The organism is Roseobacter sp., from assembly GCF_039970775.1.
In the GTDB taxonomy this organism is placed as follows: Bacteria; Pseudomonadota; Alphaproteobacteria; order Rhodobacterales; family Rhodobacteraceae; genus Roseobacter.
This window is the reverse complement of the sequence record NZ_JBDVLG010000044.1, coordinates 77,235-103,269: the sequence shown is the minus strand read 5'-3', so window position 1 is coordinate 103,269 and position 26,035 is coordinate 77,235. Positions and strand designations below refer to the sequence as shown.

Genomic DNA, 26,035 nt, shown 5'->3' with positions numbered 1-26,035 from the left:
CCATGCACGTCGTATTCCGCGAAAGCCACGGGTTGGAAGAAACCGAAACACCGACAGATCTGGGGCAGACGCCTGCGGATCTGGTGGTGTTGTCGTTTTCGGACAGCGACCTGGGCGCGTTTGCGGAAGGCTGGCGGCGCGGGGGCGGCCCGGACGGCGGGCTGCCGACGGTGCGGTTGGCCAATCTGGGGGCGCTCAAACACCCGCTGTCGGTCGATACCTATGTTGAGCAGACCCTCGAAGGGGCCAAGGGCATTCTCATCCGTCTTATCGGTGGGGTGCCGTATTGGGCGTATGGGCTGCAACAGGTGCGCGCATTGGCAGACCGCAAGGGCGTCGCGCTGGCGGTGCTGGCTGCCGACGGGCGCATTGATACCCGGCTGGATGATTACAGCACGCTGCCCCTGTCGACGCTGCGGCGCCTGTCGCATTTGTGTGATACCGGTGGCGTGGTCGCGGCACAGGCGGCCTTGGCGCAAATGGCGCTGGCCGCCGGGCTATATGCAGGGCCGGTGAGCGGCGCCAAAACGGTGCCGTCTGTGGGCGCATGGACGCCCGAACACGGGGTGACCTGCCCGGTCTATGCCGCGTCACCGGGTAGGTCGCGCGTGGTGATCACCTTTTACCGGTCCTATCTTGTGGCCGCTGATCTTGCCCCGATTGAGGCGTTGTTCAAAGCGTTCCGCGCGCGTGGGTATGATGTGTTGGGTCTTTTTGTGCCGTCGCTCAAAGCACCGCAAGCGGCGGGGTGGGTGCGCCGGCAGGTGGCCCAATTGCGCCCCGTCGCTATCGTGAACGCCACCGCGTTTAGTGGCAAGGGCGACGATGGGGCATCCCCGTTGGATGCCGCTGATGTGCCGGTGTTTCAGGTGGCCCTCGCCACCTCGACACACGCGGTTTGGGCCGATGCCGACCGGGGCCTGTCCCCCGCCGATTTGGCCATGCACGTGGTTCTCCCAGAGGTGGATGGCCGGATCATGGGCGGTGTTGCGTCGTTCAAAGAACCCGGGCCGCTGGATGAAGGGCTGCAATTCTCGCGCTATGCGCATCACCCTGTGCCGGACCGTATCGAGGCCATTGCCGACCGGGTGCAGGGCTGGGTGCGTCTGGCACAAATACCCGCGCAGGCACGGCAGGTGGCGTTGGTGTTGTCGACGTATCCGGGCAAAGACTGGAACATGGGCCACGCGGTGGGCCTTGATGCACCCGCGTCGGCAGGGGCTATCGTGGACGATCTGCGCGCGGCGGGCTACGATATACCTGCAGATTTTGACCCTGTGCCCATAGCCAAACGGCGCTGGTCACTGGCCGCGTATCGCGCGGCGTTGGCGCGGCTGCCGCAAACGTTGCGGGATGATCTGACCACGGCATGGGGCACGCCCGAAAACGACCCATTGGTGCAAGACGGCGCGTTTCACTTCCCCGTGGCTGAGGCGGGTAAGGTGTTCGTCACACTGCAACCCGAACGGGGCCGTTCAGATGCGCGCGCCGATGATTACCACGACCTGTCGCGCACCCCGCGCCACGGGTACGTGGCGTTTTATTTGTGGCTACAGGCGCAGGTCGATGCGGTGGTGCATATCGGCGCGCATGGCACGCTGGAATGGTTGCCCGGCAAATCGGTGGCCTTGTCGGATGTGTGTTGGCCCGAGGCCCTGACCGGCGATTTGCCGGTGATCTACCCCTTTATCGTGAACGACCCCGGCGAGGCCGCACAGGCCAAACGGCGCATTGGTGCAGTGACCTTGGGCCATATCCCGCCCTCGTTGCGTGAGAGCGGCACACCGGACCGTCTGGTCCGTCTTGAGGCGCTGCTGGATGAATTCTCCAACGCCGATGGGTTAGATCCGCGCCGCCGTGATCGGTTGCAGGAGGATATTCGCACCGAGGCGCAGGCGCTGGGCGTCGAGGATGATCTGGGCCTTGACCGCGCCGGGTGCAGCGCCGAGGCGATCACCTGCATTGACCGGTTCGTCTGTGACGTCAAAGAAATGCAATTTGGCGAGGGTTTGCACATCTGGGGCCGCGCGCCACGCACGACGCCTGTGTTTGACACCACCGCCGCCAGCCACGCCGAACGGCAGGCGTTGCTTGATGCATTGGACGGGCGGCGGATCGCGGCGGGGCCGTCCGGGTCGCCCTACCGGGGGCGGATGGATGTGCTGCCCACAGGGCGCAACCTATACACCACCGACCCGCGATCTGTGCCGACGCGCGCGGCCTATGCCCAAGGCGTAAAGCTGGGTGATGAATTGGTGCGCCGCCACCTGCAAGACACCGGCGATTGGCCGCGCGGTCTGATCGTGGATCTATGGGGATCTGCCACCATGCGCACGGCGGGCGAGGATTTCGCGATGGCGCTGTACTTGCTGGGCACGCGGCCGGTGTGGGATGCCGGGTCGGAACGCGTGTCAGGGATCGAGGTCCTGCCCATCACCGAACTTGACCGCCCCCGCATTGATGTGACGCTGCGCGTGTCGGGGCTGTTCCGCGATGTGTTCCCGACCCTATCGGCGCTGTTTTCGCAAGCGGTGCGGGCGCTTGCCGCGCGCGACGAAGCCGCCGATTGGAACCCTTATGTGGGTCGCGATGATCTGGCCCGCGTCTACGGCCCCGCGCCGGGGCAATTTGGCGTTGGCATGCAGGATGCCGCCGACATCTACACGTTAGAAGGCCGTCGCGCGGCGGGGCAGGCGTGGTTGGCCGCCAGCGCATGGGCGCTGGATGGCGATCAGGCCACCCGCCAACACCACGGCATCGCGGCCCGCGTGGCTGCCGCTGATACATTTGTGCACGCGCAGGATCTGCCCGAAACTGATATTTTGCTGGCCGCTGATTATGCCGCGCACGAGGCTGGGTTTGCCGCCGCACAGGCGGTGACAGGCGGGCAGGCGGCGCTATATCATCTGGACAACACCGTGCCCGACCGCCCGCGCGCCCGCGCCCTGCCCGAAGAGATCGCGCGTGTGGTACAAGCCCGCGCCGCAAACCCCGCATGGGTGGCCGGTATGCGGGCGCATGGGGCGCGGGGGGCTGCCGAAATCGCCGCAACGTTGGATCATATGGCGGCCTTTGCCCATCTGGCGGGGGCGGTGTCGCCGCATTTGTTTGATCTCTATCACGATGCCACCTTGGGCCATGAGGAAACCGATGCATTTCTGGAACAGGCCAACCCTGCCGCCCGTGCGGCTATGCTGGCCCGGTTCGCCGAACTGCACGCCGCAGGGCTGTGGGTGACGCGCCGCAATTCCATTTTGGCGCAGCTGGAGGCGGCGCAATGACCGTCAAAGGCTGGTGCCCCGGCGCGCACCGCCCCATGATGTCCGGCGACGGGCTAATCGTGCGGGTGCGGCCATATTTTGGACGGCTCGAGGCACGTCAGGCGATAGGCTTGTGCGATGCGGCCCGGACTTATGGCAGTGGCGTCATTGACCTGACCAACCGCGGCAACCTGCAAATTCGGGGGGTGTCGCAGGATGGGCACGCGCCGTTGCTGGCGGCATTGGATGGTTTGGGAGTGCTGGATGCCGCGCCCCAAATCGAGACGCGTCGCAACATTATAGTGGAGCCCTTCTGGACGCCCGGTGACTCAACCCACAGGATCACGTCCGATGTGCTCAGGATCTTGCCGCAGTTGCCGGAACTGCCCGCGAAATTCGGGTTCGCGGTAGACACCGGGGGGCTGGCGGTTTTGCGCGCCGCATCTGCCGACATTCGCATCGAACGGTCAGGCGGCATGGTCATGGTGCGTGCGGATGGCGCTGAGCGCGGGCAGAGAGTGGCGGTTTCAGACGCGGCCGAGGCGGCGCTTGCGCTGGCACAGTGGTTTGCGCGTCATCGCCAGCCCGATGACCGCCGGATGGCTGCGGTTGTACAGCGGATCGGGGCGCCCGAGGGGCATGAGGCGTTGGGCCAGCCGGACGCCCCCGCGCCTGTGGTCGGGACAACCCGGTTTGGGATGATGGTTGGCGCCGCGTTTGGACATATCAGCGCGACGGCGCTGACCCGCGTTATAACCACCACCGGTGCCACGGCTGTGCGGCTGACCCCGTGGCGTATGGTCATATTTGAGGGGGCCGAGGCGGTGGATGATCCGGGGTTCATCTGCACACCAGAAACGGCCTTGTTGAACACCCACGCCTGTCCGGGTGCGCCGCATTGCGCCAGTGCCACCGTTGAAACCCGTATGATTGCGCGCGCCCTGGCCGGGCAGGTTGGCGGCAGCCTGCATGTGTCGGGCTGTGCCAAAGGATGTGCGTGCAAGCCCCGCACCGACATCACACTCATCGGGCGTGACGGGCGTTTTGATCTTGTCCGGGGCGGCCATGCGTGGGATGCCCCCGACAGATGTGGGTTAGACCCAGCCACTATTGCAACGGAGCTGACGCGCAGCTGATGACATATATATACGAAACCGACGGCGCTGCGATTTACAAGCAGTCCTTTGCCACCATCCGGGCCGAGGCAAATCTGGGTGGGTTCCACCCGGACGAAGAACAAATCGCAGTGCGCATGATCCACGCCGCAGGGCTGGTCGGGCTCGAAGAGCACATCCGGTTTTCGCCGGGGTTTGCACAGGCGGCGCGTGCGGCGTTGCAGGCGGGCGCGCCTATCTTGTGTGATGCGCGCATGGTCAGCGAGGGCGTGACCCGGACCCGGCTGCCTGCGGACAATCAGGTTATCTGCACTCTGCATGATGACGGCGTGCGCGATAGGGCCGCGGCGATGCAAAACACCCGGTCGGCCGCCGCGTTAGAACTGTGGCGCCCGCATTTGCAAGGCGCGCTTGTGGCGATTGGCAACGCCCCCACCGCGCTGTTTCATCTGCTGAACATGATGCAAGATCCGACCTGCCCGCGCCCTGCGGCGATCATTGGCTGCCCTGTCGGGTTTGTTGGCGCGATGGAAAGCAAAGACGCGCTTTGGGCGGATCAACCGGTGCCCAGTTGCATCGTGCAGGGTCGCTTGGGCGGCAGTGCGATCACCGTCGCGGCGATCAACGCCATCGCGAGCCGCGCAGAATGACCGGTGGGACGATTTACGGCGTGGGTCTAGGCCCCGGTGACCCGGACCTCATGAGCGTCCGCGCAGACCGGCTGTTGCGTACTGCCAAACATCTGGCGTTTTTCCGCAAGGCGGGGCGGTCGGGGCAGGCGCGGCGTATCGTCAACGGCATGTTACATGCGCAGGTCACCGAATTTGCGATGGAATACCCCGTCACCACCGAAATCCCGGTCACGGACCCGGCCTATAACGCGGCGCTGTCGGCGTTTTATACCCAATGTACCGATCATCTGCGTGCGCTTGTGGCGCAGGGGCAGGATGTTGTGGTGTTGTGCGAGGGCGATCCGTTCTTCTTTGGGTCGTTCATGCATCTTTATACCCGCCTCAAAGACGACATCCCCGTCGAGGTGGTGCCCGCGATCACCGGCATGTCGGGCGCGTGGACTGCAACCGGCCAACCGGTGACATGGGGCGACGATATATTAACGGTGCTGATGGGCACCTTGCCCCAAGACACCTTGGCCGACGCCATGTCGCGCAGCGATGCCGTGGTGGTGATGAAAATCGGGCGGCACATTGAAAAGGTCAAATCGGCGCTGAAAACAGCAGGCAAATACGACACTGCGTGGTTGATCGAATACGCCAGCATGCCCAACCAAACGGTGCAAAAACTGGCCGATGCGGGGGACAAGATCACGCCTTATTTCTCTATCATTGTGGTGCACGGGCAGGGCCGCCGCCCATGAGCGGTTGGCTGGTCATTGCGGGCCTTGGCCCCGGCGCAGATCATCTGGTCACGCCCGAAGTGACGCAGGCCTTGGCCCAAGCCACCGATGTTATTGGCTATATTCCCTATGTTGCCCGCGTGGCGGCACGCGACGGTCTGCGGCTGCACCCCAGCGACAACCGTGTTGAACTCGACCGGTCCCGGCATGCGCTGGAACTGGCAGCAGCGGGCGCGCGTGTTGTCGTTGTGTCTTCGGGGGATCCGGGGGTGTTTGCGATGGCGGCTGCGGTGTTCGAGGCCGTCGAGGCCGGGCCACCTGAGTGGCGTGCGCTGGATATTCGCGTGGCACCGGGCATCACCGCGATGTTGGCAGCGGCCGCACAAGCGGGTGCGCCGTTGGGCCATGATTTCTGTGCGATTAACCTGAGCGACAATCTGAAACCTTGGGCGTTGATCGAAAAGCGCCTGCGACTGGCCGTCGAGGCCGACTTTGCGATGGCGTTTTACAACCCGCGCTCCAAATCCCGGCCCGAGGGGTTTGAGAAAACCCTGCGTATCCTGAATGACGCCTGCGGTGATGCCCGTCCGGTTATCTTTGCGCGGGCTGTGTCGACTCCGGACCAACATATCCGGGTGGTTGCCCTGCCTGACGCCACGCCGGATATGGCAGATATGCGCACGATGGTGATCGTTGGGGCGTCAAACACGCGGATCATCGCGCGCGATGGTGCGCCGATCGTCTATACCCCAAGGTCGGTGGGGGCATGAACAGCCCAGTCCAGAACCGTCTGTACATCGTGCAGTTCCAACCTGCGTGGCAGGGCGGGGCGGTCGATCATGATCACCGGCAGGCCCAAATCTCGGGCTGCGGCGATTTTGGCATAAGCCCCGGTGCCGCCTGCATTTTTCGACACCACGAGGTCGATCTTGTGATCGGCCATCAACGCGCGGTCGCTGTCTGTGCGAAACGGCCCCCGGTCGATCATGATGTGGTGATCGGGGAAGGGCGGTGGTGTCTGGGGTGGGTCGACCAGACGCAACAGGTAAAAATGCTGTGGCTGCGGCGCAAAGGCGGGCAGGTTCATGCGGCCAATGGCCAACATGACGCGGGCGGGCGCACGGTCCAACGCGACGACGGCTGCGGTGATGTCGGGCACAGTGGTCCAACCGTCGCCGGGTACGGGCGCCCAAGGTGCGCGGGTCAATGCGGCCAGAGGCACCTGCGCATCGGCACAGGCGGCAACGGCATTGCGGCTCATCTGTGCGGCAAAGGGGTGCGTGGCGTCGACGACATGGGTGATGTTATGCGCCCGCAGATAATCGGCCAACCCGGCGGCTCCGCCAAATCCACCGACACGTTGCGGCAGGGGGTGCCGCACGGGTCGCACCACACGCCCGGCAAAGGAAATCGTCCCACGCAGGCCCGCATTCGCTATTGCACGGCACAGCGCGGTCGCTTCGGTGGTGCCGCCCAGAACCAACAGGTTGGGTGCCATGACTGATACTCCGTGGTTGACCATCGTGGGGTTGGGCGAGGATGGCCTCAAAGGGTTGGGCGCTGCAAGCCGAACCGCCCTGGACGCCGCAGAAATCGTGATGGGCCCGCCCCGGCATCTGGAATTGGTCGGCGATCTACCGTGTGAAACGCACCCTTGGCCGGTGCCATTTGCTGATGGGATCGCGCCGTTGTTGGCGTACCGCGGGCGGCGGGTTGTTGTGTTGGCCTCGGGCGATCCGTTTTGGTTTGGGGCGGGGGCCACGTTGGCGCGGCACCTAAACCCTGGCGAATGGCGCTGTTTGCCCGGATCATCGGTGTTTTCACTGGCGGCAAATCGGATGGGTTGGTCGCTGCAAGATATCATCTGTTTGGGGCTGCATGCCGCCCCTCTGACCCGGATGCGCCCACATTTGGCACCTGCCATGCGCCTGATCGTGTTGTTGCGCGATGGGGCTGCGGTGCCGGATCTGGCGGCGTATCTGGTGGCCCAAGGGTTCGGTGGGTCTAACCTGGCCGTACTAGAGGCGCTGGGCGGTTCGCGTGAACGGATCACCCGGATGTGCGCCGATACCGCGCTGCCCGAGGGCATTCAGCACCCCGTCTGCGTGGCGATCACCGTTGGGGGGAACGGCGCGGTGATGCCGCTGGCCAGTGGGCGGTCCGATGAGTGGTTCGAAACCGACGGGCAGATCACCAAACACCCCATTCGCGCCATGACGCTCAGCGCATTGGCCCCCCGCCCCCACGAATTGTTGTGGGATATCGGCGGTGGGTCTGGGTCTATCGCGGTGGAATGGCTGTTGGCGCACCCGACGATGCAGGCGGTCAGCTTTGAACCCCGCACCGACCGCGCCGCCCGGATCACCGCAAACGCCATGCGGCTGGGCGTGGACCGCCTGAACGTGGTCACAGGTGCGGCACCCGCCTGCCTCGCGGATCAACCGTTGCCACAGGCGGTGTTCATTGGGGGCGGCCTATCGGATGATTTGCTGGCGTGGTTGGTCACACATCTGGCGCCGGGCACCCGCATCGTTGCCAATGCCGTCTCGCTCGAATCCGAGACGCTTGTGGCGCAGGCGCAGGCGCAGATGGGGGGCGATCTGATCCGGTTGGAGCTGTCGCGCGCCGCTCCTTTGGGGCCACGGCGCGGCTGGAAGGCCAGCTATCCTATCGTACAATGGAGCGTGCAGCTATGATCGCTGCGGGCTTTGGATTTCGCAAAGAGGCAACGCCAGATAGCCTGCAAGACGCCTATGCCCGCGCGCGCCAATCGGCGCAGGTGGATGTTTTGGCTACGGTTGATGACAAAGCCCACACGACTGTGTTTTGCGATTTTGCCGCCGCTCAGGGTGTCGCAGCACGTCCGATCCCCGGTGACCTGTTGCGCGATCAAACACCTACCACACAATCCGCCGCATCCTACAAAACATACGGCACCGGATCCGTGGCCGAGGCTGCGGCTTTGGCCGCCGCTGGCCCCGGTGCGCGGCTAATAACCACCCGGCAGACGTCTGCAGACCGACTTGCGACCTGTGCCCTTGCCATCAGAGAGACCCAATGACCGTTCATTTCATCGGTGCAGGGCCGGGCGCGCCCGACCTGCTAACCTTGCGGGGGCGCGACCTGATCGCGTCCTGTCCTGTGTGCCTTTATGCGGGGTCGCTCGTCCCCGAGGCGATTTTGGCGCATTGTCCGCCGGATGCGCAAATCATCAACACCGCGTCTATGTCGCTGGATGATATTGTCGCACATATCACTACGGCAGATGCGGCGGGCCATGATGTGGCGCGGTTGCATTCGGGGGATCTGTCGGTGTGGTCGGCCATGGGCGAACAAATGCGCCGCCTACGTGATGCGGGCATCGGGGTGTCTGTCACGCCGGGGGTGCCGTCGTTTTCGGCCGCCGCCGCCGCATTGGGCGCCGAGCTGACGTTGCCGGGCCTTGCACAATCGGTGGTGTTGACCCGCACGCCGGGGCGCGCATCATCGATGCCCGCGGGCGAAACGCTGACGAATTTCGCGGCCACGGGGGCCACGCTGGCCATTCATCTGTCGATCCAAAACTTGGATACGGTGGTGCGTGATCTGTCCCCGGCCTACGGCGACGACTGCCCGGTGGCGGTGGTGTACCGCGCCAGCTGGCCTGACCAACAGATCATTCGGGGCACGCTGGCCGATATCGCGGGGCGGTTGGACGCAAGCATCTCGCGCACGGCGCTGATCCTTGTGGGGCCTGCCTTGGCGGGCGAAGGTTTCGACGAAAGCTGCCTTTATGCCGCCGATTACGACCGCCGCTACCGTCCGCAAAGCGCCGATAGCCCTTGGGCAGATTGGAGCCATGGTGATGACTGATCTTCCGGGTATCATGATTTCGGCGCCCTCGTCGGGCACGGGCAAAACCACGGTGATGTTGGGCCTATTGCGCGCCTTGGCCGATGACGGGATGCACGTGCAGGCCTTCAAATCGGGGCCAGACTATATCGACCCCGCGTTTCACCATGCGGCCAGTGGGCGCGCGTCGTTCAACCTAGACAGCTGGGCGATGGGGCCTGCGTTGCTGGCGGGGATTTCCGCACAGGCGCAGGGCGCGGATATCTGTATCGCAGAAGGGTCCATGGGGCTGTATGACGGCGTCGCCACACGTGGCCAAACCGGATTTGGCAGCAGTGCCGAAACCGCGCAGCGCATGGGCTGGCCCGTGGTGTTGGTGGTGGATGTCAGCGGTCAGGCGCAATCGGCGGCGGCCACGGCGCTTGGGTTTCAGGCCTATAACCCGGATGTGCCCTTTGCTGGTGTGATCCTGAACCGCTGTGCGTCGCCACGCCACGAACGGCTGGCACGAGTGGGCATGGATGCGGCGGGCCTGAAGGTGTTGGGGGTCTTGCCACGTCGCGGCGATCTGGCGCTGCCCGAGCGGCACCTGGGCCTGATCCAAGCGGTTGAACACCCCGATCTTGAGGCCGCGATCGCCGGATACGCGACATTTCTGCGCGACCACGTCGATATTGCCGCAATCAAAGCCGCGGCGCGCGGGCACCGGCCCGAAACCACGCAGGGCGCATTGCCTCGCCCGCCCGCGCAACGGATCGCCTTGGCACGGGACGCCGCGTTTTCGTTTACCTACCCGCATGTTCTGGCCGGTTGGCGGCAGGCGGGGGCCGAAATCTTGCCGTTTTCGCCGCTGGCCGATGAAGCCCCAGACCCTGCCGCCGATCTGGTTTGGCTGCCCGGTGGGTACCCTGAATTGCACGGCGGGACGCTTGCGGCGGCCACGCAGTTCCTATCGGGGCTGCGCCAGCACGCCGAAACGCGGCCCGTTCATGGCGAATGCGGGGGCTACATGGCCTTGGGCGATACCCTGATCGACAAAGACGGGGTGGCACACCAAATGGCGGGCCTGTTGGGGCTGGTGACCAGCTATGAAAAGCGCAAATTTCACCTAGGGTATCGCCGTGCGGTGTTGGATGCGCCTTTGCCGGGGCACGCGCCGGGGACTGCGCTGCGCGGGCACGAATTCCACTATTCCACGATCCTTGACCAACCCGATGCGCCGCTGGCACAGGTGGCCGATGCCGATGGCAACCCGGTGCCCGAAACAGGGTCGGTGCGGGGGCATGTCACGGGCACGTTCTTTCATATGATCACGCCTGAGGAAACCGCATGACGGGGTTCGTCAGCTTTGTGGGCTCCGGCCCCGGTGACCCGGAACTACTAACGCTCAAGGCGGTAGATAGGTTGAAACGCGCCGATGCAGTGTTGTTTGATGACCTGTCATCAGGGCCGATCTTGGGGCACGCGGGTTCTGGCGCGGATCTGGTTGGGGTGGGCAAACGCGCCGGGCGCGCATCGCCCAAACAACACCACGTCAGCCGCCTGTTGGTGGAACATGCCCAGATGGGCCAACGGGTTGTGCGGCTCAAATCCGGCGACGGCGGGCTTTTTGGGCGGCTCGAAGAAGAACTGGTCGCGTTGCGTGCGGCCGGTATCCCCTATGAAATCATCCCCGGTATTCCGTCGGCCTGTGCGGCGGCGGCAGCAGCCGGTATCCCGTTGACGCGGCGATTGACGGCGCGGCGCGTGCAGTTTGTCACCGGCCATGATGTGACGGGTCAACTGCCCGAAGATCTCGACCTTAAGGCGCTGGCCGATCCCACGGCATCGACGGTTGTGTTTATGGGCAAACGTACGTTTCCCCGATTGGCAAAGGCGTTGACTGCGCAGGGTTTGCCCCGCGACACCCCCGCCATTCTGGCCGAAAGCGTCAGCACCCCGGATCAACGCATCACCCGCACCACAGTGGCCGATCTGGCGCAGCAACTGGCGGCTGAAATCAGCGATCAACCCGCGTTGATCCTGTATGGGCCGTTTGCTGAAAGCTGAACGTCGCATTTGTGCTTGTCCCACCGCCCGAATGGGGTCTAGGACTGTTATACGGTGTCACGATGTGTGGCTGAAAAGGGAACTGGGTGCGATGCCCAGACTGCCCCCGCAACTGTAAGCGGCGAGCGTTCCGGATGATCCACTGGCCTGTGAGGGCTGGGAAGGGCCGGGGGGTTACGACCCGCAAGTCAGGAGACCTGCCGTTAAACCCCAAAACCCGTGTTTCACGGATCCATTTCTGCCGGAGGGGCAGATCAGAAAGGACAGACTATGCATATCGAACCAGGCGTCGTAGATGGGGCCAAAATGGCCTTTGCCTACGCAACAGCAGCCGGGGCGGCGGGCTATACGGCCAAGCTTGCACTGGCGGATCTCAAGACCCACAACATCGTTTCTTTTGCCGCACGTACGGTGATCGCGATGATCGGGACATTCATATTTTTCGAACTGCTGCCGCATGTGGCGGTCGGCATCTCCGAGGTGCACTTTATTCTGGGGACGACGTTGTTTTTGATGATGGGCGCTGCCCCTGCGGCGCTTGGTCTGGCGCTTGGGCTTTTGGTGCAGGGTGCGTTTTTCGCGCCCAGCGACCTGCCGATGTATTTTGTCAACGTGACCACATTGTTGGTGCCGCTTTTTGCCATCAGCGCGGTGGCGCAGCGGTTCATTGCCCATGACAAGGCCTACGTCGATCTGGCCTATGCCGATGTGTTCAAACTGTCGGCGATGTATCAGGGTGGCGTTGTTGCCTGGGTCGCGTTTTGGGCGTTTTACGGCCAAGGCGTGGGCGCCGACACGGCGGTATCTGTGCTGACGTTCGGGGCGGCGTATATGTTGGTCGTGCTGATCGAACCCATCGCTGATCTGGCGGTTCTGGCCGGGGCCAAGGCGCTGCGTGGTCGCGGGGTTGCGAGCCTGTTTACCGACAGGCTTTATAACGCAGCCTGATTTTATCAACGGTATCAGCCCGGAGCCTGCACAAGGGTCCGGGCTTTTTTATGGGGTTTGGCATGATCAACACACTTTGGCTGATTGGGATAGGGACCGGCGCACCGGCACATGTCACGGGCGAAGGCCTGCAGGCGATACGGGATGCGGCTGTGATCTTGGTGCCGCATAAGGGGCCGGGCAAAGATGATCTTGCCGCGTTGCGCCACCATATCATCGCCACATCGGGGTCGCAGGCGCGCGTTGTGCCGTTTGAATACCCTGTCCGCGACCCGGCGCTGCCGTATCAAGATCGCGTGGCGCGGTGGCACGATGATATCGCCGCGCGCTGGCAGCAGGCGTTGGCCGGTGACGTGCCCCATGGCCCGGTGGCGTTGTTGGTGTGGGGGGATCCGTCGCTGTACGACAGTACGCTGCGCATCGCCGAACGGCTGGATCCTGTGCCGCACATCCGGGTGGTGCCGGGCATCACGGCCATTCAGGCGCTGACGGCGGCGCATGCGATCCCGCTGAACACTGTGGGCGGGCCGGTGCATATCACAACGGGCCGACGGCTGCGCGACCATGGCTGGCCCGATGGCGCCGAACGGTTGGTGGTGATGTTGGACGGTGCGGCTGAATTTCAGCACCTTGACCCCGCAGGTGTGCAGATCTGGTGGGGGGCTTATTTGGGCATGTCCGAACAGATTATCGACCACGGCCCTCTGGGGGAGGTCGCGGCCCGCATTCTGACCACACGGGACGATGCGCGCACACGCCATGGTTGGATCATGGACACCTATCTGCTTGCGCGAGAGGCAGAGGGCCCCTGATACCGTGGCTAATTGAGAATAATTCGCAACTTTACTTGACAGTTGCGAGTGATTTTCATTTACAGGCTTCAAGTGAACCGACACCCAAGGAGAATCGAATGCTGCCCAAGTTTATGAAAGCCACCTCTGTTGTTGCCATCGCGTCGGTCTTGGCCACCAGCGCGTGGGCTGACGATAAAATGAAGGTGGTGACAACCTTTACGGTGTTGGCAGATATGGCCGCCAATGTGGCGGGTGACGCGGCCGAAGTCGTGTCGATCACCAAACCGGGTGCCGAAATCCACGGCTATGAACCGACGCCGCAAGATATCGTGCGCGCCTCTGGTGCGGATCTGATCTTGTGGAACGGCATGAACCTTGAGCTGTGGTTCGAGCAGTTCTTGTCCAACATGAAAGACATCCCCTCGGCGACCCTGACAGACGGTATCAACCCTATCCCGATCGCGGCAGGCAGCTACGAAGGCAAACCCAACCCCCACGCGTGGATGGGTCTGGATAACGCGTTGATCTACGTTGACAATATCGCTTCCGCATTTGTGGAACACGACCCCGAGAACGCGCAGGTTTATACCGCCAACGCGCAGGCCTACAAACAAGAGCTGCGCGCCACAATCGAGCCCCTGCGTGCCGCCATTGCCACCATCCCCGAACAAGATCGGTGGTTGGTGACCTGCGAAGGCGCGTTCAGCTATCTGGCACGGGATTTCGGCATGAAGGAACTATACCTATGGCCGATGAACGCCGATCAGGTGGGCACGCCTCAACAGGTGCGGTCGGTTATTGATGGGGTGCGCGACCATGATATCCCCGTGGTGTTTTGCGAAAGCACGGTAAACACGGCCCCCGCCGAGCAGGTGGCGCGCGAAACGGGCGCGGCCTACGGCGGTGTGCTGTATGTCGATAGCCTTAGTGCGGCAGACGGGCCCGTGCCCACCTATCTGGATCTGCTCAAGGTGACGTCCAGCACGTTAGCAAATGGCCTGACATCGGCCACGAATTGAATGACCGGGTCCCGTGGCCTATGTCTCATACATAACCGGGGTGCGGGATGTTCCTGCGCCCCCGAAGGATAGCACAATGCGTGACCACCTAATGGACCCTCACGAGGCCCCCATAACACAGACAGAACCGCCGGGGATATCGGCGCAGGACGTGACCGTCACGTACCGCAATGGCCACACCGCCCTGTGGGATGCGAGCTTTGCGATCCCGCGGGGCACTGTCACTGCGTTGGTGGGGGTGAACGGGGCGGGTAAATCCACGCTGTTCAAGGCCATCATGGGGTTTGTGCCCGCCTCCAAAGGTGAAATCCGCATTTTGGGCGTGCCCGTGCGCGAGGCCCTGAAACGCAATCTGGTGGCCTATGTCCCACAATCCGAAGAGGTCGACTGGGCCTTTCCCGTGCTGGTCGAAGATGTCGTGATGATGGGGCGCTACGGCCACATGGGGTTTCTGCGCCGCCCCAAACCCGCCGATCACCATGCGGTCGACGAGGCATTGGCCCGCGTGAATATGCAAGAATTCCGGCACCGCCAGATTGGCGAACTGTCAGGGGGGCAACGCAAACGGGTGTTTTTGGCGCGCGCACTGGCCCAAGACGGGCAGGTGATCTTGTTGGACGAACCCTTTACCGGGGTCGATGTGAAAACCGAAGATCAGATCGTCGCACTGCTGCGCGAGCTGCGCGCCGAGGGCCGCGTGATGCTGGTGTCGACCCATAACCTAGGGTCCGTGCCCGAATTTTGCGACCGTACGATATTGGTCAAAGGCACGGTGCTGTGCCACGGGTTGACCGAAACGACATTCACCCGCGAAAACCTTGAACAGGCATTTGGCGGGGTGCTGCGGCACTTTACGCTGGGCGGAACCACGTTGCACGATGACGAAGACGCCCGCGAGGTCACGATCTTTACCGATGATGAACGCCCGTTTGTGCAATACGGCGCCAAAACCCAACGCACGGATCAGGGCACATGATAGATCTGCTGCTGGAACCCTTTGGCTACAATTACATGACCAACGCGATGTGGGTGTCGGCGTTGGTTGGCGGGGTCTGCGCGTTTTTGTCGGCCTATCTGATGCTCAAGGGCTGGTCGCTGATTGGCGATGCGCTGTCACATTCGGTGGTGCCGGGGGTTGCGGGGGCCTACATCTTGGGGCTGCCCTTTGCGCTGGGGGCGTTCATCGCGGGGGGGCTTGCCGCCGGGACGATGTTGTTTTTGTCTGAACGTTCGGGGCTGAAGGCAGATGTGATCATCGGGCTGATCTTTACGTCGTTCTTTGGGCTGGGGCTATTTATCGTGTCGGTGAACCCGATGTCGGTGTCCATCCAGACGATCACCATGGGCAATATCTTGGCGATCACCCCCGAAGACACGCTGCAACTGGCGTTGATCGGGTTCATTTCGCTTGGGGTTTTGTTGCTGAAATGGAAAGACCTGATGGTCACGTTCTTTGATGAAAACCATGCGCGCGCGATTGGGTTGCGCCCCGGTTTACTCAAGGCGATCTTTTTCGCACTGCTGTCGGCCTGTGTGGTGGCGGCAATGCAAACAGTGGGGGCGTTTTTGGTGATCGCGATGGTGGTGACACCGGGGGCCACGGCCTATCTGCTGTGCGACCGGTTTCCCCGGTTGATCGCCACATCCGTGATCATCGGCGCAACCAGCAGCTTTACCGGCGCCTACCTGAGCTATTTTCTGGACGGCGCCACAGGCGGCATTATCGTCACCTTGCAAACTGTGGTTTTTTTGGTCGCATTTGTCTTTGCACCCAAACACGGGCTGCTGGCCGCACGCCGCAAGGCCAAAGCGGCCCTGCATCACCCTGCACCCGTGCCGGAGGCCACCTGATGGACCTGCAAACCCTGTTGATGCCGTTTCAGTTTGCCTTCATGCAAAACGCCTTTCTGATCTCGATCATCGTGTCGGTGCCTGCGGCGTTGTTGTCGTGTTTTCTGGTGATGAAAGGGTGGGCGTTGATGGGCGACGCCATCAGCCACGCGGTGCTGCCGGGGATCGTTCTGGCCTATATTCTGGGGATCCCGCTGTTGATAGGCGCCTTCGCGGCGGGCATGACCTGCGCGATTTCCACCGGTTATCTGGCCAGCAACAGCCGCATCAAACAAGACACGGTGATGGGCGTCGTGTTTTCGGGGATGTTTGGGGTGGGGTTGGTGCTTTATGTGGCGGTCGAAACCAATGTGCACCTGGATCACATCTTGTTTGGCAACATGCTGGGCGTGGAGCCGCACGAACTGCGCACCGCTGCGATCATATCGGCCGTAGTCGGGGCGATGTTGGTGCTGAAATGGAAAGACCTGCTGCTGCACAGCTTTGACCCCGCACAGGCGCAGGCGTCGGGTCTGCCGGTGATGTGGTTGCATTACGGGCTGCTGGCCGCCCTGTCGCTGACTATTGTCGCGACCCTGTCGGCGGCGGGTTTGATCTTGGCGATTGGGTTGTTCATCGCGCCGGGTGCCATCGCGTTTTTGCTGGTGCGCAAGTTTTCCACCATGCTGTGGGTGTCGGTGGTTGTGTGCATGTCGTCAATGCTGTTGGGCACCTATGCGAGCTTTTTCATCGATAGCGCGCCTGCACCGACGATCATTCTGATCCTGACGGCGGTGTTCATCGTGGCGTTCATACGGCGCCAGATTGTTGCGCGCCGGATGTCACTGGGCCGGATCGCTGAAAGCTAGCCTCTAGGGGGGTGCCAATAAAAAAGCCCCGCGTGATGCGGGGCTTTTACCGGAATATGGGCCGGGTTTATTCGGCCGGGTTGGCCGACATATCCGCATCAAACTGATCAAAGGTGGTGGGAACCCCGGCCGCTTCGCGGCGCCCGTCATTCCAGATTGCTTTGATCAACGCGATGCACATCAAGGCCATGACGATGGAAAACGGCAATGCGCCGATCACCATCGCGGTTTGGATCGCCCCGGTGCCGCCCGAGATCAGCAAACCACCGACAACCAGCGCCAGCGCCGCCCCCCAAAACAGGATATGGGGGCGCGCCTTTGGCCCTTCGTCGCCCGCAGCATTGATGGTGTTCACGATCAACACCGCCGAATCCGCAGAGGTGACAAGGAAGGTCATCAACAAAACAACGATCAAGACCGCCATACCCCACGCCAAAACCTGCGCGATTGGGGCCAGCATAAATTCGGTCATGGCAAAGATCTTGTCGCCATTGGCTGCATCAAGGATAACGCCATTGGCCCCGCCGTTAAGCTCTAGGTCAATCGCGGTACCACCGGCCCATGCGAACCAGACAAAGCACATCAACGATGGCACGATCATCGCGCCCAAGATGAATTCACGGATGGTCCGGCCCCGTGAAATACGCGCAAGGAACAGCCCCACGAACGGGGCGAATGCGATCCACCAGGCCCAATAGAACACCGGCCACCAGCCCTGCCATTGCGTCAGCAGGAAGGATTCAGACCCGTCGACGCCATCGCTGCTATAGACGTTAAAGCTCAGACCCGGCAGCGCGATCAGGTAATCCCAGATCCCCACAAAGAACGCCATTGTGCCGAACCACGTCGCACCAAAGAGGATGAAAAAGCCCAGCAGGAAGATCGACAGCACCATATTGATGTTCGACAGCCATTTGATGCCCTTGCCGACCCCAGACAGTGCCGACAACGTCGACGCCCCCATGATGACCAACAACGCAACCACGATGCCCATGCTGGTGGCTGTGCCGTCCGCTTGGGCCAAACCGCCGATGCCGATCCGGGTAAGGCCCGCGACGAATTGTTCGACGCCAAAGCCAAGGGTTTGGGCCACGCCCAAGATCGTTGCGACCACTGCGACGATGTCGATGATATGCCCCAATGGCCCCGACAGCGCCTTGCCAAACAGTGGCGTCAGCGACGACCGGATGGTCAGTGGCAGCCCGCGACGGTAGCTAAAGAACGCCAATGACAGCCCCGCAACCGCATAGCAGGCCCACGCGCTGAGCCCCCAGTGCATGTAGGACCACACGTAGGCCGTGCTTACGTTGTCGGCCCCTAGTGCTGTTGTCGCACCTTGGATCACGGAAGGGTTGTTTTTGAAGTGCGCGACAGGTTCTGCCACTGACCACGTCAACATCCCCACGCCGATCCCGGCGCCGAACATCATGGAGAACCATGAAAAGTTGGAAAATTCGGGTTTTTCGCCATCTGTGCCGAGGTTCAGCCGCCCGGCTGTGGGCCATAGGGCAAGCCCTAGGCAAACGATGACAAAAGCGGCAACAACCCAGATATACCAAGCGGCAAATTGGGCAAGAATTGCACTGTTCCAGTTGCCCAGAATAGTACCAGCTTCGGTTGGCCACACGATGCACCAGACCACCAGCATGCTGATGATGATCTTACTGATGACGGTGACGTTGACACTGAACCCCCGATAAAAACCGTTATCCGCGGTCTTGATCGGTAGTTCTGTGAGTGGAGGTTTGATGGACATTGATTTACTCCCTGATCCCTGTTGGCCTGTTTTTTACCGGCAAACATGGCGGGCATGGTAAGGAGTAACGCATAGCTTGTATACCGCTCGCGTTTTGCGCGACTTTTGGGGCGGTTATCCCGCTGGGTCAATCTGCGCGGTCTGGAGCCGATTTAATGGGCTGTGATGTCCGATGGGTCATCTGCTTGCAGGGCGCGTGCGCGATCTTCGTCAGAGATATTCAACGTTGACCACGTGTCGTCTTGAGCGGGTTTAGGGGGCACTTCGCAGGCGCCGGTGTGGATGTTCACCTTGGCCATGAAGTTGGCCGATATGGGCGCGGTGACAAACAAGAACGCCATGATTAAAAGCTCGTGCAGCGACCCATCCGCATAAACGAAAGAGTGGATCATCGAGGCCAGCAACAGCGCGCCAATCCCGATTGTGCCCACTTTGGTCGGCGCATGTAGACGGGTCATGGAATCGTTGAATTTTAGCAAGCCTATGACAGATACCAGTGCAAAACCCGCGCCAATAAGTAGGCAAAAGGCAATGACGTAGATCAGGATAATCTCGGTGGTCATTCGATGATATCTCCGCGTAGGACAAACCGCGCATAGGCGACGGTTGATACAAACCCAAGCATCGCGATGATCAACGACACTTCGAAGTAGATGCGCACCCCTTGTGCGATCCCGATCAGAATGATCAGGCCAATGGCGTTCACGGCCATCGTATCAAGGGCAAGAATACGGTCGCCGATAGAGGGGCCCAGCACCAGACGGATCATCGCCATGATCTGCGCCACGACCATCACGACGAAGGCCACAATCAGCGCGGTATCCATCAGTTGTACGGCAAAGCTCATGCAAAGATCTCCTTGAGGCGGCGCTCGTAGCGGTGTTTGATATCGTCGCGGACCGCATCGGGGTCGTCGGTGTGCAGGACGTGCACCAAAAGGCTGTGCCCGGCATCTGACAGATCTGCGGACACCGTGCCGGGGGTCAGGGTGATGGTGCCGGCCAAGATGGTGATCGCTTCGGGTTGGCGCAGTTCAAGCGGGATGGCGATCCATGCGGGGCGCAGTTTGGCGTTGGGTTTGGCCAAGACGATCCACGCCACCTGAAGGCTGGACACGACGATGTCCCAGATCACGACAAACGTATAGGTGATCATCCGCCCCAAATGGAATGTCCGGGGGGTGTCGGGCCACCAGACGGCGGTACCGCGGGGGATGATGATGCCCAAGATCACCCCAAACACAACCATACCCGCAGAGATCTCGTTTTGCAGCAACGTCCAGACAACGGCCAGCAACAGCGTCAGAAAGGGGTGGGGCAGGAGCCAGCGATAGGCCTTCATCATGTCAATGTCCCTCCTTTGGTGTGCTGAGCTTGCCGGGGGTGTCCAGCACGGTTGCAATATAGGGGCCGGGGTTGAAAAGCTGGTCAGATACGGCGGCCATGTAGCGGGTGACGGGCCCTGCGAACACCGTATGGGCGACCAATAGTGCAAGCAACCCACCCACGGCGACATAGGACAGGGCTGTGGGCGCGGGGCTGGTGTTTTGCGTGTCATCCGCGATGGCTTTGGCCTTCCAGAACAACATGCTGCCCGCGCGGGAAAATCCCACAACAGCCACGAGGCTCGAGAGGAGGACAACGGCCCAGATCCATGCGGCGTGCGCGGTGTCAAAGGCGGCGTCCAGCACCATCAGTTTGCCCACGAACCCCGACAGCGGCGGCAGGCCCGCCATGGCGATGGCGGCGGCAAAGAACATCGCAGATGTCAGCGTGGCACCGGGGATCATGGGTTGCGCGGTCAGGCGCAGGTCGGCGCGCCCAGTGCGCACCAGATCCACGATCAAAAACAGCGTCGCGGCGGACAGGGTTGAATGCACGGTATAATAAAGCGCGGCGGTGATGCTGGTGGGTGTGAACAGTGAAATCGCCACCATCACCATACCCATGGACCCGATCACGGCAAAAGCCACCAGCCGGTCAAGGTGGCGCGCGGCGAGCACGCCAATCATGCCGATGGCAAGGGACGCAAGGGCTGCGGGCAGCAGCCACGCGGTATGCAATCCGGCCGTGACGTCGACCTGCGGCCCAAAGATCATCGTGTAGACGCGGATGATGGCGTAGGCGCCCACTTTGGTCATGATCGCAAACAGCGCGGCCACGGGGGCGGGCGCTTCGGCATAGCTGGAGGGCAGCCAAAAGTGCAGCGGCAGCACCGCGGCCTTGATCGCAAACACCAACAGCAGCAGCACCGCCGCGATGCGAATGCCGACCGTATCGGCCCCGTCGATCAGGGCGACGCGCTGTGCCAGATCGGCCATATTCAGCGTGCCCGTTTGGGCGTAGATCGCCCCCAGTGCGAACAAGAACAATGTGGAGCCGAGCAGGTTGAACAACACGTATTGCACCCCCGCCCGCAGCCGCGCATCACCGCCTGCGTGGATCATCAGCCCGTAAGACGCGATCAGCAGGACTTCGAAGAAGACGAACAAATTGAACAGGTCGCCGGTCAGGAACGCCCCCATGATCCCCATCAGCTGAAACTGGAATAGCGCGTGAAAGTGCCGCCCGCGGGTGTCCCAGTCGGACCCGATGGTATAGAGCAGCACAAACAGCGCTAGCACCGCCGTCAGCAGCACCATCAGGGTCGATAGCCTATCACCGACGATGACGATCCCGAAGGGGGCCGCCCAATCGCCCAATTGGTACAGGATGATCGTCCCGTCAGAGGTCTGCCACATCAGCCCGGCGGCGATGCCGATCAGGGCAAGAACACCCACCACTGAAAACACCCGTTGGATGCTGATGTGGTAGCGCGCGGCCAGCACAATGAAGGGCGCCAGCAGGGCGGGTAGAACGACGGGGGCAATGACCCAGTGTGTCATGTGGCATCTCCCGTCCCTGGGGCGGGGTCTGCGGGGTCATCGACGCTGTCGTCATCGGACCCCAGATAGGCGCCCAGGCCAATCATGACGACCACGGCCGTCATGCCAAAGGAAATCACGATGGCGGTCAGGACCAGCGCCTGTGGCAACGGATCTGCGTAGGTTTCGATGCCGTCGCGCAAAACGGGCGCGCTGCCGACGGTCAGCCGGCCGGATGTAAACAAAAAGATGTTCACCGCGTAGGTCAGCAGCGAAATGCCCAAGATCACGGGGAACGTGCGCAGACGCAGCATCAGGTAGATGCCTGCGGCGGTCAGCACGCCAATGGCGGACGCAACGAGCAATTCCATATCACACGCCCTCCGTGGTTGGAGGGGGCAGGGTATCGTCGCGAGACGGGTCAATATCCATCGGGTGTTCGGTATCCTTGTCGTGCGCCCGCCGTGCGAGCCGCGAGAAACTTTCCAGCGACAACATGACCGCGCCAACCACGGCGAGGAACACGCCTAGGTCAAACAGGGCCGCCGTGGCGAGTTCAAATTTGTCGAAGGGAGGGATGCGCACATAGGTGAAATCAGAGGTCAGGAACGGTTTGCTGACAAACCAAGACCCGATCCCTGTGAACCCAGCGATCAAGACGCCCGCGCCGATGACCCCGTGGTACGGATAGCGCAACCGCGCCGAGGCCCAGCTAAAGCCGCTGGCCATGTATTGCATCACCACCCCGATTGACACAATCAGACCGGCGATAAAGCCACCGCCCGGTTCGTTGTGGCCGCGCAGAAAGATGTAGAACCCCACCAGCAAGACCACCGGCATAATCACGCGGGTCAGGACCACCATCATCGCGGGGTGTCTGACGCCGGCGCGGGGGCGGTTGGGGGTGCGGTTCAGCAGCCGCGCGCGCACCGGCCCGGACAGCAATGTTTCGGTCAGCGCGTAGATCAGCAGCGCGGCGATACCCAGAACGATGATTTCGCCGTAGGTGTCAAACCCACGGAAGTCTACGAGGATCACGTTGACCACATTGGTGCCGCCGCCGCCCTTGTAGGCATTGGCCAGATGGAATTCGGAAATCGGTGTGGTGATCGCGTCGCGCATCATGAAATGCCACGCCATCGCCATTGCGGCCAGCCCCCCTGCGACCGCAATCGCAGTGTCGCGGGTGCGGCGCATCACGGTGCTTTCGACCGGGGTTTGGCTGGGCAGGAAGTTCAGCGCCAGCAGCAGCAAGATGATCGTTACGACCTCAACGGTGATCTGGGTCATGGCCAAATCGGGGGCGCTAAAGAACACGAACCCGACGGATACCATAAGCCCGACAACCCCTATCATGATCAGGGCCATCAACCGGTTGCGGTGCAAAAACACCATGCCCAGCGTTGCAGCCACCAGCATGATCCACCCGGCGACGGCCACGGGCGTTATGTCTTGCATTATGCGCGTGGTCGCGCCGGTGGTGCCCGTGGACCACGCGTAATATCCCGCGCCCAAAACCGACACGACCATGATCGCGGCGTACCGTGAAAAGGCACCATTGTGCAGCCCGTGAATAAGGCGTTCTGCCGCCGTGACGCAGGCCGATATGAGCGCCTCAAAGATGGGTTTGGCTTCGGGCCGGGGCAGCGCATCCCAGATCCGCAACGTGGGTTTGAAGATCGCCAGCATGAACAGCCCGCCCACCACCGCGGCAATAGACATAAAGAGCGCAGGCACCAGCCCATGCCAGATCTTGAAGTGTGCTGTCGGGACCTCGGCTGTGTCGCCCAGCACCGATGCGGTGACCAGTTTGATGAACGGTTCCGCAAGGAACGGCGCAATCCCGATCACGACCACCAGCACGACCAATATTGCCGGGGGCAGCCACATGCCCGCGCTTGGGTCATGCGGTTTGGCGGGATAGTCGTCGCGCACGGGGCCCAAAAACGTATGCCCGATCAATCGGAAGCAATATGCGGCCGAAAACAGCGACCCAAACGTGGCCAAGGCAGGCACCAACCAATGCGACCCGAACATCACCGTATGGTGGGCCTCTTCGAGCATCATTTCCTTGGACAGGAACCCATTGAGCAGTGGGATACCGGCCATAGATAGCGCCGCAAGGGTGGCAATGGTAAAGGTGATCGGCATCAGGTGCCGCAGCCCACCCAGGCGCCGAATATCGCGGGTGTGCGTTTCGTGATCAATGATCCCGGCGGACATAAACAGCGCCGCCTTAAAGGTTGCGTGGTTGAGAATATGGAACATAGCCGCCATCGCACCAAAGGCGGTGCCGGTGCCCAGCAACATGGTGATCAGCCCCAGATGGCTGACGGTTGAGAACGCCAGCAGCGCCTTGAGGTCGTGTTTGAACAGCGCAATCACTGCGCCCAGCACCATCGTGATTAGCCCGGCGGTGGTGACGATCATGAACCATTCGGGGGTGCCCGACAGGACAGGCCACATGCGCGCCATCAGGAAAATACCAGCTTTGACCATGGTCGCCGAATGCAGATACGCCGAGACAGGGGTGGGGGCGGCCATCGCGTGGGGCAGCCAAAAGTGGAAGGGGAACTGCGCCGATTTGGTGAAGCACCCCAGCAAGATAAGCAAAAGCGCGGGTAAATACAGCGGTGACGCTTGGATGAGGTCGCGGTTCTTGAGGATCACGCTCAGGTCGTAGCTGCCGACGATCTGACCCAAAATCAGCATGCCACCGATCATCGCAAGACCGCCCATGCCCGTCACGGTCAACGCCATGCGCGCGCCTTGGCGGCCTTCGGGCAGGTGTTTCCAATACCCGATCAACAGGAAGGACGAGAGCGAGGTGAGCTCCCAGAACACCAGCAAAAGCAGTACGTTGTCGCTCATGACGATGCCGACCATCGCGCCTTGGAACAGCAACAGATAGGTGAAAAATTCGCCCATGTTATCGTCGCGCGACAGATAGGCGCGGCCGTATGCGATGATCAACAGGCCGATCCCCAAGATCAGCAGGGCAAAGAAAAACCCAAGCCCGTCCAGCATCAGCGTGAAATTCAACCCCAATGACGGGATCCAATCGATCCGCGCGGTGACCAGTTCACCCGCAAGAACGGAGGGTAGATTGGTCAGCAACCCGATGAATGCGGCCAAGGATACGGTGAATGTGATGCCCGCGCAGGCCTGCCTGCCTGCGGAATTCATCAGCCCGGGGAGCAATGCGCCAAAGAAGGGCAGTGCGACGATCAGAAAGAGGGACACACGGGCTCCTAGTGATTAAGTCAAAGGTTAGTTAATAGTTGTGCCAAACGTGGGAATTCTCAAGCGAAACCGTCAAAAATCTATGCTGAGGGGCGATTTGTGTGTTTTTGTTCTGTTTCCGCCGATAAAACACGGTGGTGCGGGGGCGTTGGGTGTTGATCTTGATGCCAAATATGGACCGATGCGGCCCCATATCCTAGGGTGCTGGTTCGGGTGCCCGCGCCCCGCGCAGGGCCGAACAACATGGGTTAGCGTATGAATATCCAACAGATGCGCATTCTGGTTGCGGTGATGGACACGGGGTCTTTTGCGGCGGCGGGGGATGCGGTGGGGCGGTCACATTCCGCCGTGAGCCTGCAGATCAAGGCGCTGGAACGCGATCTTGGTGTGGTTCTGTTTGACCGCAATATGCGCCCGCCGACGCCGACCCCCAAGGCGCACGCCCTGGCCGAACACGCGCGCAAAGTGGTCACGTTGTTTGATGCGACACCGGCCATGATCACGGGGCAAACCATTCGCGGGCGTTTGCGCGTGGGGGCTGTGCCGACCGTGTTGGGTAGCTTTTTGCCGCCCGCGCTGGCCCGGCTGCGCGACGACCACCCGGATCTGGTGATTGACGTGCACAGCGGCAGTTCGGGGCAGTTGGCGGATCAGTTGGTGCAGGGGGCGTTGGACATCTCGATTTGCACCAAGCCGCCGCATCCGGTCGCGGGGTTAAGGTGGCATCACATCGCGCACGAACCCTTGGTGGTGATCGCCCCCAGCGACCTTTTGGGCGACGCGGCCACGTTACTGTCGGACCATCCGTTCATCTGGTTTAACCGAACAACCTGGGCAGGCGGCGTGATCGAAGCAGACCTAAAAGCGCTGGGCATTTCAGTGCAGGCCACCATGGAGATCGATTCGTTGGCGGCTATCGAGGCGATGGTGCGCGAAGGTCTGGGGGTATCTATCGTGCCAGTGTGTCGTGGCAGCGTTGGGTTTGGCCCGCGGTTGCGCGCCGTGCCGGTGGGGGATCCGCCCTGCGTGCGGGATGTCGGCGCTTTGATGGTCGCTGATGTGCCTGACGATCCGTTGGTACAGGCGGTTCTGAATGTGCTTTAG

Annotated in this window: 25 protein-coding genes and 1 riboswitch; of the genes, 17 read left to right on the top strand and 8 right to left on the bottom strand. The window is 61.9% G+C overall.

What is annotated here, in order from left to right; translation table 11 throughout:
• The first annotated feature begins 2 nt into the window (after nt 1-2).
• The 5 genes from cobN to cobJ are packed head-to-tail and all read left to right on the top strand — an operon-like array spanning nt 3 to nt 6,499.
• Nucleotides 3-3,281: a cobaltochelatase subunit CobN gene (cobN, locus tag ABJH13_RS10780; RefSeq protein WP_348406219.1), complete on the top strand. Its 3,279-nt coding sequence runs from the start codon at nt 3-5 to the stop codon at nt 3,279-3,281.
• A complete protein-coding gene (locus tag ABJH13_RS10775; protein WP_348406218.1) occupies nt 3,278-4,396 on the top strand; it encodes a cobalamin biosynthesis protein CobG in 1,119 nt (372 codons plus the stop codon). Before cobN ends, ABJH13_RS10775 begins: the two co-directional genes overlap by 4 nt.
• Entirely contained in the window at nt 4,396-5,025 is a 630-nt protein-coding gene (locus tag ABJH13_RS10770; RefSeq protein WP_348406217.1) for a precorrin-8X methylmutase, read from the top strand. Before ABJH13_RS10775 ends, ABJH13_RS10770 begins: the two co-directional genes overlap by 1 nt.
• A complete protein-coding gene (cobI, locus tag ABJH13_RS10765) occupies nt 5,022-5,750 on the top strand; it encodes a precorrin-2 C(20)-methyltransferase (RefSeq protein ID WP_348406216.1) in 729 nt (242 codons plus the stop codon). Before ABJH13_RS10770 ends, cobI begins: the two co-directional genes overlap by 4 nt.
• The gene (gene cobJ / locus ABJH13_RS10760) at nt 5,747-6,499 is read left to right on the top strand and encodes a precorrin-3B C(17)-methyltransferase (protein ID WP_348406215.1); all 753 of its coding nucleotides are present in this window, start codon (nt 5,747-5,749) and stop codon (nt 6,497-6,499) included. Before cobI ends, cobJ begins: the two co-directional genes overlap by 4 nt.
• Here the strand turns inward: cobJ and ABJH13_RS10755 are convergent.
• On the bottom strand, nt 6,472-7,227 hold the full coding sequence (locus ABJH13_RS10755; RefSeq protein WP_348406214.1) for a cobalt-precorrin-6A reductase: 756 nt from the start codon (nt 7,225-7,227) through the stop codon (nt 6,472-6,474). The two genes, cobJ and ABJH13_RS10755, sit on opposite strands and share 28 nt — an antisense overlap.
• On the opposite strand from ABJH13_RS10755, the gene cbiE reads away from it, so the two are divergent.
• The 11 genes from cbiE to ABJH13_RS10700 all read left to right on the top strand — a co-directional run bounded on the left by cbiE (nt 7,226) and on the right by ABJH13_RS10700 (nt 17,069).
• Entirely contained in the window at nt 7,226-8,425 is a 1,200-nt protein-coding gene (cbiE, locus tag ABJH13_RS10750) for a precorrin-6y C5,15-methyltransferase (decarboxylating) subunit CbiE (RefSeq protein WP_348406213.1), read from the top strand. The two genes, ABJH13_RS10755 and cbiE, sit on opposite strands and share 2 nt — an antisense overlap.
• Nucleotides 8,422-8,790: a cobalamin biosynthesis protein gene (locus tag ABJH13_RS10745; protein WP_348406212.1), complete on the top strand. Its 369-nt coding sequence runs from the start codon at nt 8,422-8,424 to the stop codon at nt 8,788-8,790. Before cbiE ends, ABJH13_RS10745 begins: the two co-directional genes overlap by 4 nt.
• Nucleotides 8,787-9,581, top strand: a complete 795-nt coding sequence (gene cobM / locus ABJH13_RS10740; protein WP_348406211.1) for a precorrin-4 C(11)-methyltransferase — start codon at nt 8,787-8,789, stop codon at nt 9,579-9,581. Before ABJH13_RS10745 ends, cobM begins: the two co-directional genes overlap by 4 nt.
• On the top strand, nt 9,574-10,893 hold the full coding sequence (locus ABJH13_RS10735; RefSeq protein WP_348406210.1) for a cobyrinate a,c-diamide synthase: 1,320 nt from the start codon (nt 9,574-9,576) through the stop codon (nt 10,891-10,893). The genes cobM and ABJH13_RS10735 overlap by 8 nt, the downstream gene beginning before the upstream one ends.
• Entirely contained in the window at nt 10,890-11,609 is a 720-nt protein-coding gene (gene cobA, locus ABJH13_RS10730) for a uroporphyrinogen-III C-methyltransferase (protein ID WP_348406209.1), read from the top strand. The genes ABJH13_RS10735 and cobA overlap by 4 nt, the downstream gene beginning before the upstream one ends.
• Nucleotides 11,610-11,644: 35 nt before the next feature.
• Nucleotides 11,645-11,829: riboswitch (cobalamin riboswitch) on the top strand.
• Between the two features lie 50 nt (nt 11,830-11,879).
• Complete coding sequence (locus ABJH13_RS10725; protein ID WP_348406208.1) at nt 11,880-12,557, top strand: energy-coupling factor ABC transporter permease; 678 nt, start codon at nt 11,880-11,882, stop codon at nt 12,555-12,557.
• A gap of 62 nt (nt 12,558-12,619) precedes the next feature.
• Nucleotides 12,620-13,369 (top strand): precorrin-6A synthase (deacetylating), encoded by a 750-nt coding sequence (cobF, locus tag ABJH13_RS10720; protein WP_348406207.1) that lies wholly within the window; start codon nt 12,620-12,622, stop codon nt 13,367-13,369.
• A 98-nt stretch (nt 13,370-13,467) separates the two neighbouring features.
• Nucleotides 13,468-14,370 carry a metal ABC transporter substrate-binding protein gene (locus tag ABJH13_RS10715; protein ID WP_348406206.1) on the top strand — a complete coding sequence of 301 codons (903 nt, stop codon included), beginning with the start codon at nt 13,468-13,470 and terminating at the stop codon, nt 14,368-14,370.
• Between the two features lie 76 nt (nt 14,371-14,446).
• Nucleotides 14,447-15,346: a manganese/iron ABC transporter ATP-binding protein gene (locus tag ABJH13_RS10710; RefSeq protein ID WP_348406205.1), complete on the top strand. Its 900-nt coding sequence runs from the start codon at nt 14,447-14,449 to the stop codon at nt 15,344-15,346.
• Entirely contained in the window at nt 15,343-16,221 is an 879-nt protein-coding gene (locus ABJH13_RS10705; RefSeq protein ID WP_348406204.1) for a metal ABC transporter permease, read from the top strand. The genes ABJH13_RS10710 and ABJH13_RS10705 overlap by 4 nt, the downstream gene beginning before the upstream one ends.
• The gene (locus ABJH13_RS10700; RefSeq protein ID WP_348406203.1) at nt 16,221-17,069 is read left to right on the top strand and encodes a metal ABC transporter permease; all 849 of its coding nucleotides are present in this window, start codon (nt 16,221-16,223) and stop codon (nt 17,067-17,069) included. The genes ABJH13_RS10705 and ABJH13_RS10700 overlap by 1 nt, the downstream gene beginning before the upstream one ends.
• Before the next feature lie 67 nt (nt 17,070-17,136).
• Here ABJH13_RS10700 and ABJH13_RS10695 read toward each other — a convergent pair whose 3' ends face one another.
• The 7 genes from ABJH13_RS10695 to ABJH13_RS10665 all read right to left on the bottom strand — a co-directional run bounded on the left by ABJH13_RS10695 (nt 17,137) and on the right by ABJH13_RS10665 (nt 24,931).
• Nucleotides 17,137-18,825: a BCCT family transporter gene (locus ABJH13_RS10695; protein ID WP_348406202.1), complete on the bottom strand. Its 1,689-nt coding sequence runs from the start codon at nt 18,823-18,825 to the stop codon at nt 17,137-17,139.
• Nucleotides 18,826-18,977: 152 nt separating this feature from the next.
• A complete protein-coding gene (gene mnhG, locus ABJH13_RS10690) occupies nt 18,978-19,388 on the bottom strand; it encodes a monovalent cation/H(+) antiporter subunit G (RefSeq protein WP_348406201.1) in 411 nt (136 codons plus the stop codon).
• The gene (locus tag ABJH13_RS10685) at nt 19,385-19,672 is read right to left on the bottom strand and encodes a K+/H+ antiporter subunit F (RefSeq protein WP_348406200.1); all 288 of its coding nucleotides are present in this window, start codon (nt 19,670-19,672) and stop codon (nt 19,385-19,387) included. Before ABJH13_RS10685 ends, mnhG begins: the two co-directional genes overlap by 4 nt.
• Nucleotides 19,669-20,169 carry a Na+/H+ antiporter subunit E gene (locus ABJH13_RS10680; protein WP_348406199.1) on the bottom strand — a complete coding sequence of 167 codons (501 nt, stop codon included), beginning with the start codon at nt 20,167-20,169 and terminating at the stop codon, nt 19,669-19,671. The genes ABJH13_RS10685 and ABJH13_RS10680 overlap by 4 nt, the downstream gene beginning before the upstream one ends.
• Nucleotide 20,170: 1 nt before the next feature.
• Nucleotides 20,171-21,709: a monovalent cation/H+ antiporter subunit D gene (locus ABJH13_RS10675; RefSeq protein WP_348406198.1), complete on the bottom strand. Its 1,539-nt coding sequence runs from the start codon at nt 21,707-21,709 to the stop codon at nt 20,171-20,173.
• Nucleotides 21,706-22,059 (bottom strand): Na+/H+ antiporter subunit C, encoded by a 354-nt coding sequence (locus ABJH13_RS10670; protein WP_348406197.1) that lies wholly within the window; start codon nt 22,057-22,059, stop codon nt 21,706-21,708. Before ABJH13_RS10670 ends, ABJH13_RS10675 begins: the two co-directional genes overlap by 4 nt.
• A gap of 1 nt (nt 22,060) precedes the next feature.
• Entirely contained in the window at nt 22,061-24,931 is a 2,871-nt protein-coding gene (locus ABJH13_RS10665) for a monovalent cation/H+ antiporter subunit A (protein ID WP_348406196.1), read from the bottom strand.
• 255 nt (nt 24,932-25,186) lie between these two features.
• Between ABJH13_RS10665 and ABJH13_RS10660 the strand changes: the two genes are divergently transcribed.
• Nucleotides 25,187-26,035, top strand: a complete 849-nt coding sequence (locus ABJH13_RS10660) for a LysR family transcriptional regulator (protein ID WP_348406195.1) — start codon at nt 25,187-25,189, stop codon at nt 26,033-26,035.

Bases quoted from the DNA above. Each gene is read 5' to 3' on its own strand.
- cobN (WP_348406219.1), top strand. From the start codon at position 3: ATGCACGTCGTATTCCGCGAAAGCCACGGGTTGGAAGAAACCGAAACA.
- ABJH13_RS10775 (WP_348406218.1), top strand. From the start codon at position 3,278: ATGACCGTCAAAGGCTGGTGCCCCGGCGCGCACCGCCCCATGATGTCC.
- ABJH13_RS10770 (WP_348406217.1), top strand. From the start codon at position 4,396: ATGACATATATATACGAAACCGACGGCGCTGCGATTTACAAGCAGTCC.
- cobI (WP_348406216.1), top strand. From the start codon at position 5,022: ATGACCGGTGGGACGATTTACGGCGTGGGTCTAGGCCCCGGTGACCCG.
- cobJ (WP_348406215.1), top strand. From the start codon at position 5,747: ATGAGCGGTTGGCTGGTCATTGCGGGCCTTGGCCCCGGCGCAGATCAT.
- cbiE (WP_348406213.1), top strand. From the start codon at position 7,226: ATGACTGATACTCCGTGGTTGACCATCGTGGGGTTGGGCGAGGATGGC.
- ABJH13_RS10755 (WP_348406214.1), bottom strand. From the start codon at position 7,227: ATGGCACCCAACCTGTTGGTTCTGGGCGGCACCACCGAAGCGACCGCG.
- ABJH13_RS10745 (WP_348406212.1), top strand. From the start codon at position 8,422: ATGATCGCTGCGGGCTTTGGATTTCGCAAAGAGGCAACGCCAGATAGC.
- cobM (WP_348406211.1), top strand. From the start codon at position 8,787: ATGACCGTTCATTTCATCGGTGCAGGGCCGGGCGCGCCCGACCTGCTA.
- ABJH13_RS10735 (WP_348406210.1), top strand. From the start codon at position 9,574: ATGACTGATCTTCCGGGTATCATGATTTCGGCGCCCTCGTCGGGCACG.
- cobA (WP_348406209.1), top strand. From the start codon at position 10,890: ATGACGGGGTTCGTCAGCTTTGTGGGCTCCGGCCCCGGTGACCCGGAA.
- ABJH13_RS10725 (WP_348406208.1), top strand. From the start codon at position 11,880: ATGCATATCGAACCAGGCGTCGTAGATGGGGCCAAAATGGCCTTTGCC.
- cobF (WP_348406207.1), top strand. From the start codon at position 12,620: ATGATCAACACACTTTGGCTGATTGGGATAGGGACCGGCGCACCGGCA.
- ABJH13_RS10715 (WP_348406206.1), top strand. From the start codon at position 13,468: ATGCTGCCCAAGTTTATGAAAGCCACCTCTGTTGTTGCCATCGCGTCG.
- ABJH13_RS10710 (WP_348406205.1), top strand. From the start codon at position 14,447: ATGCGTGACCACCTAATGGACCCTCACGAGGCCCCCATAACACAGACA.
- ABJH13_RS10705 (WP_348406204.1), top strand. From the start codon at position 15,343: ATGATAGATCTGCTGCTGGAACCCTTTGGCTACAATTACATGACCAAC.
- ABJH13_RS10700 (WP_348406203.1), top strand. From the start codon at position 16,221: ATGGACCTGCAAACCCTGTTGATGCCGTTTCAGTTTGCCTTCATGCAA.
- ABJH13_RS10695 (WP_348406202.1), bottom strand. From the start codon at position 18,825: ATGTCCATCAAACCTCCACTCACAGAACTACCGATCAAGACCGCGGAT.
- mnhG (WP_348406201.1), bottom strand. From the start codon at position 19,388: ATGACCACCGAGATTATCCTGATCTACGTCATTGCCTTTTGCCTACTT.
- ABJH13_RS10685 (WP_348406200.1), bottom strand. From the start codon at position 19,672: ATGAGCTTTGCCGTACAACTGATGGATACCGCGCTGATTGTGGCCTTC.
- ABJH13_RS10680 (WP_348406199.1), bottom strand. From the start codon at position 20,169: ATGATGAAGGCCTATCGCTGGCTCCTGCCCCACCCCTTTCTGACGCTG.
- ABJH13_RS10675 (WP_348406198.1), bottom strand. From the start codon at position 21,709: ATGACACACTGGGTCATTGCCCCCGTCGTTCTACCCGCCCTGCTGGCG.
- ABJH13_RS10670 (WP_348406197.1), bottom strand. From the start codon at position 22,059: ATGGAATTGCTCGTTGCGTCCGCCATTGGCGTGCTGACCGCCGCAGGC.
- ABJH13_RS10660 (WP_348406195.1), top strand. From the start codon at position 25,187: ATGAATATCCAACAGATGCGCATTCTGGTTGCGGTGATGGACACGGGG.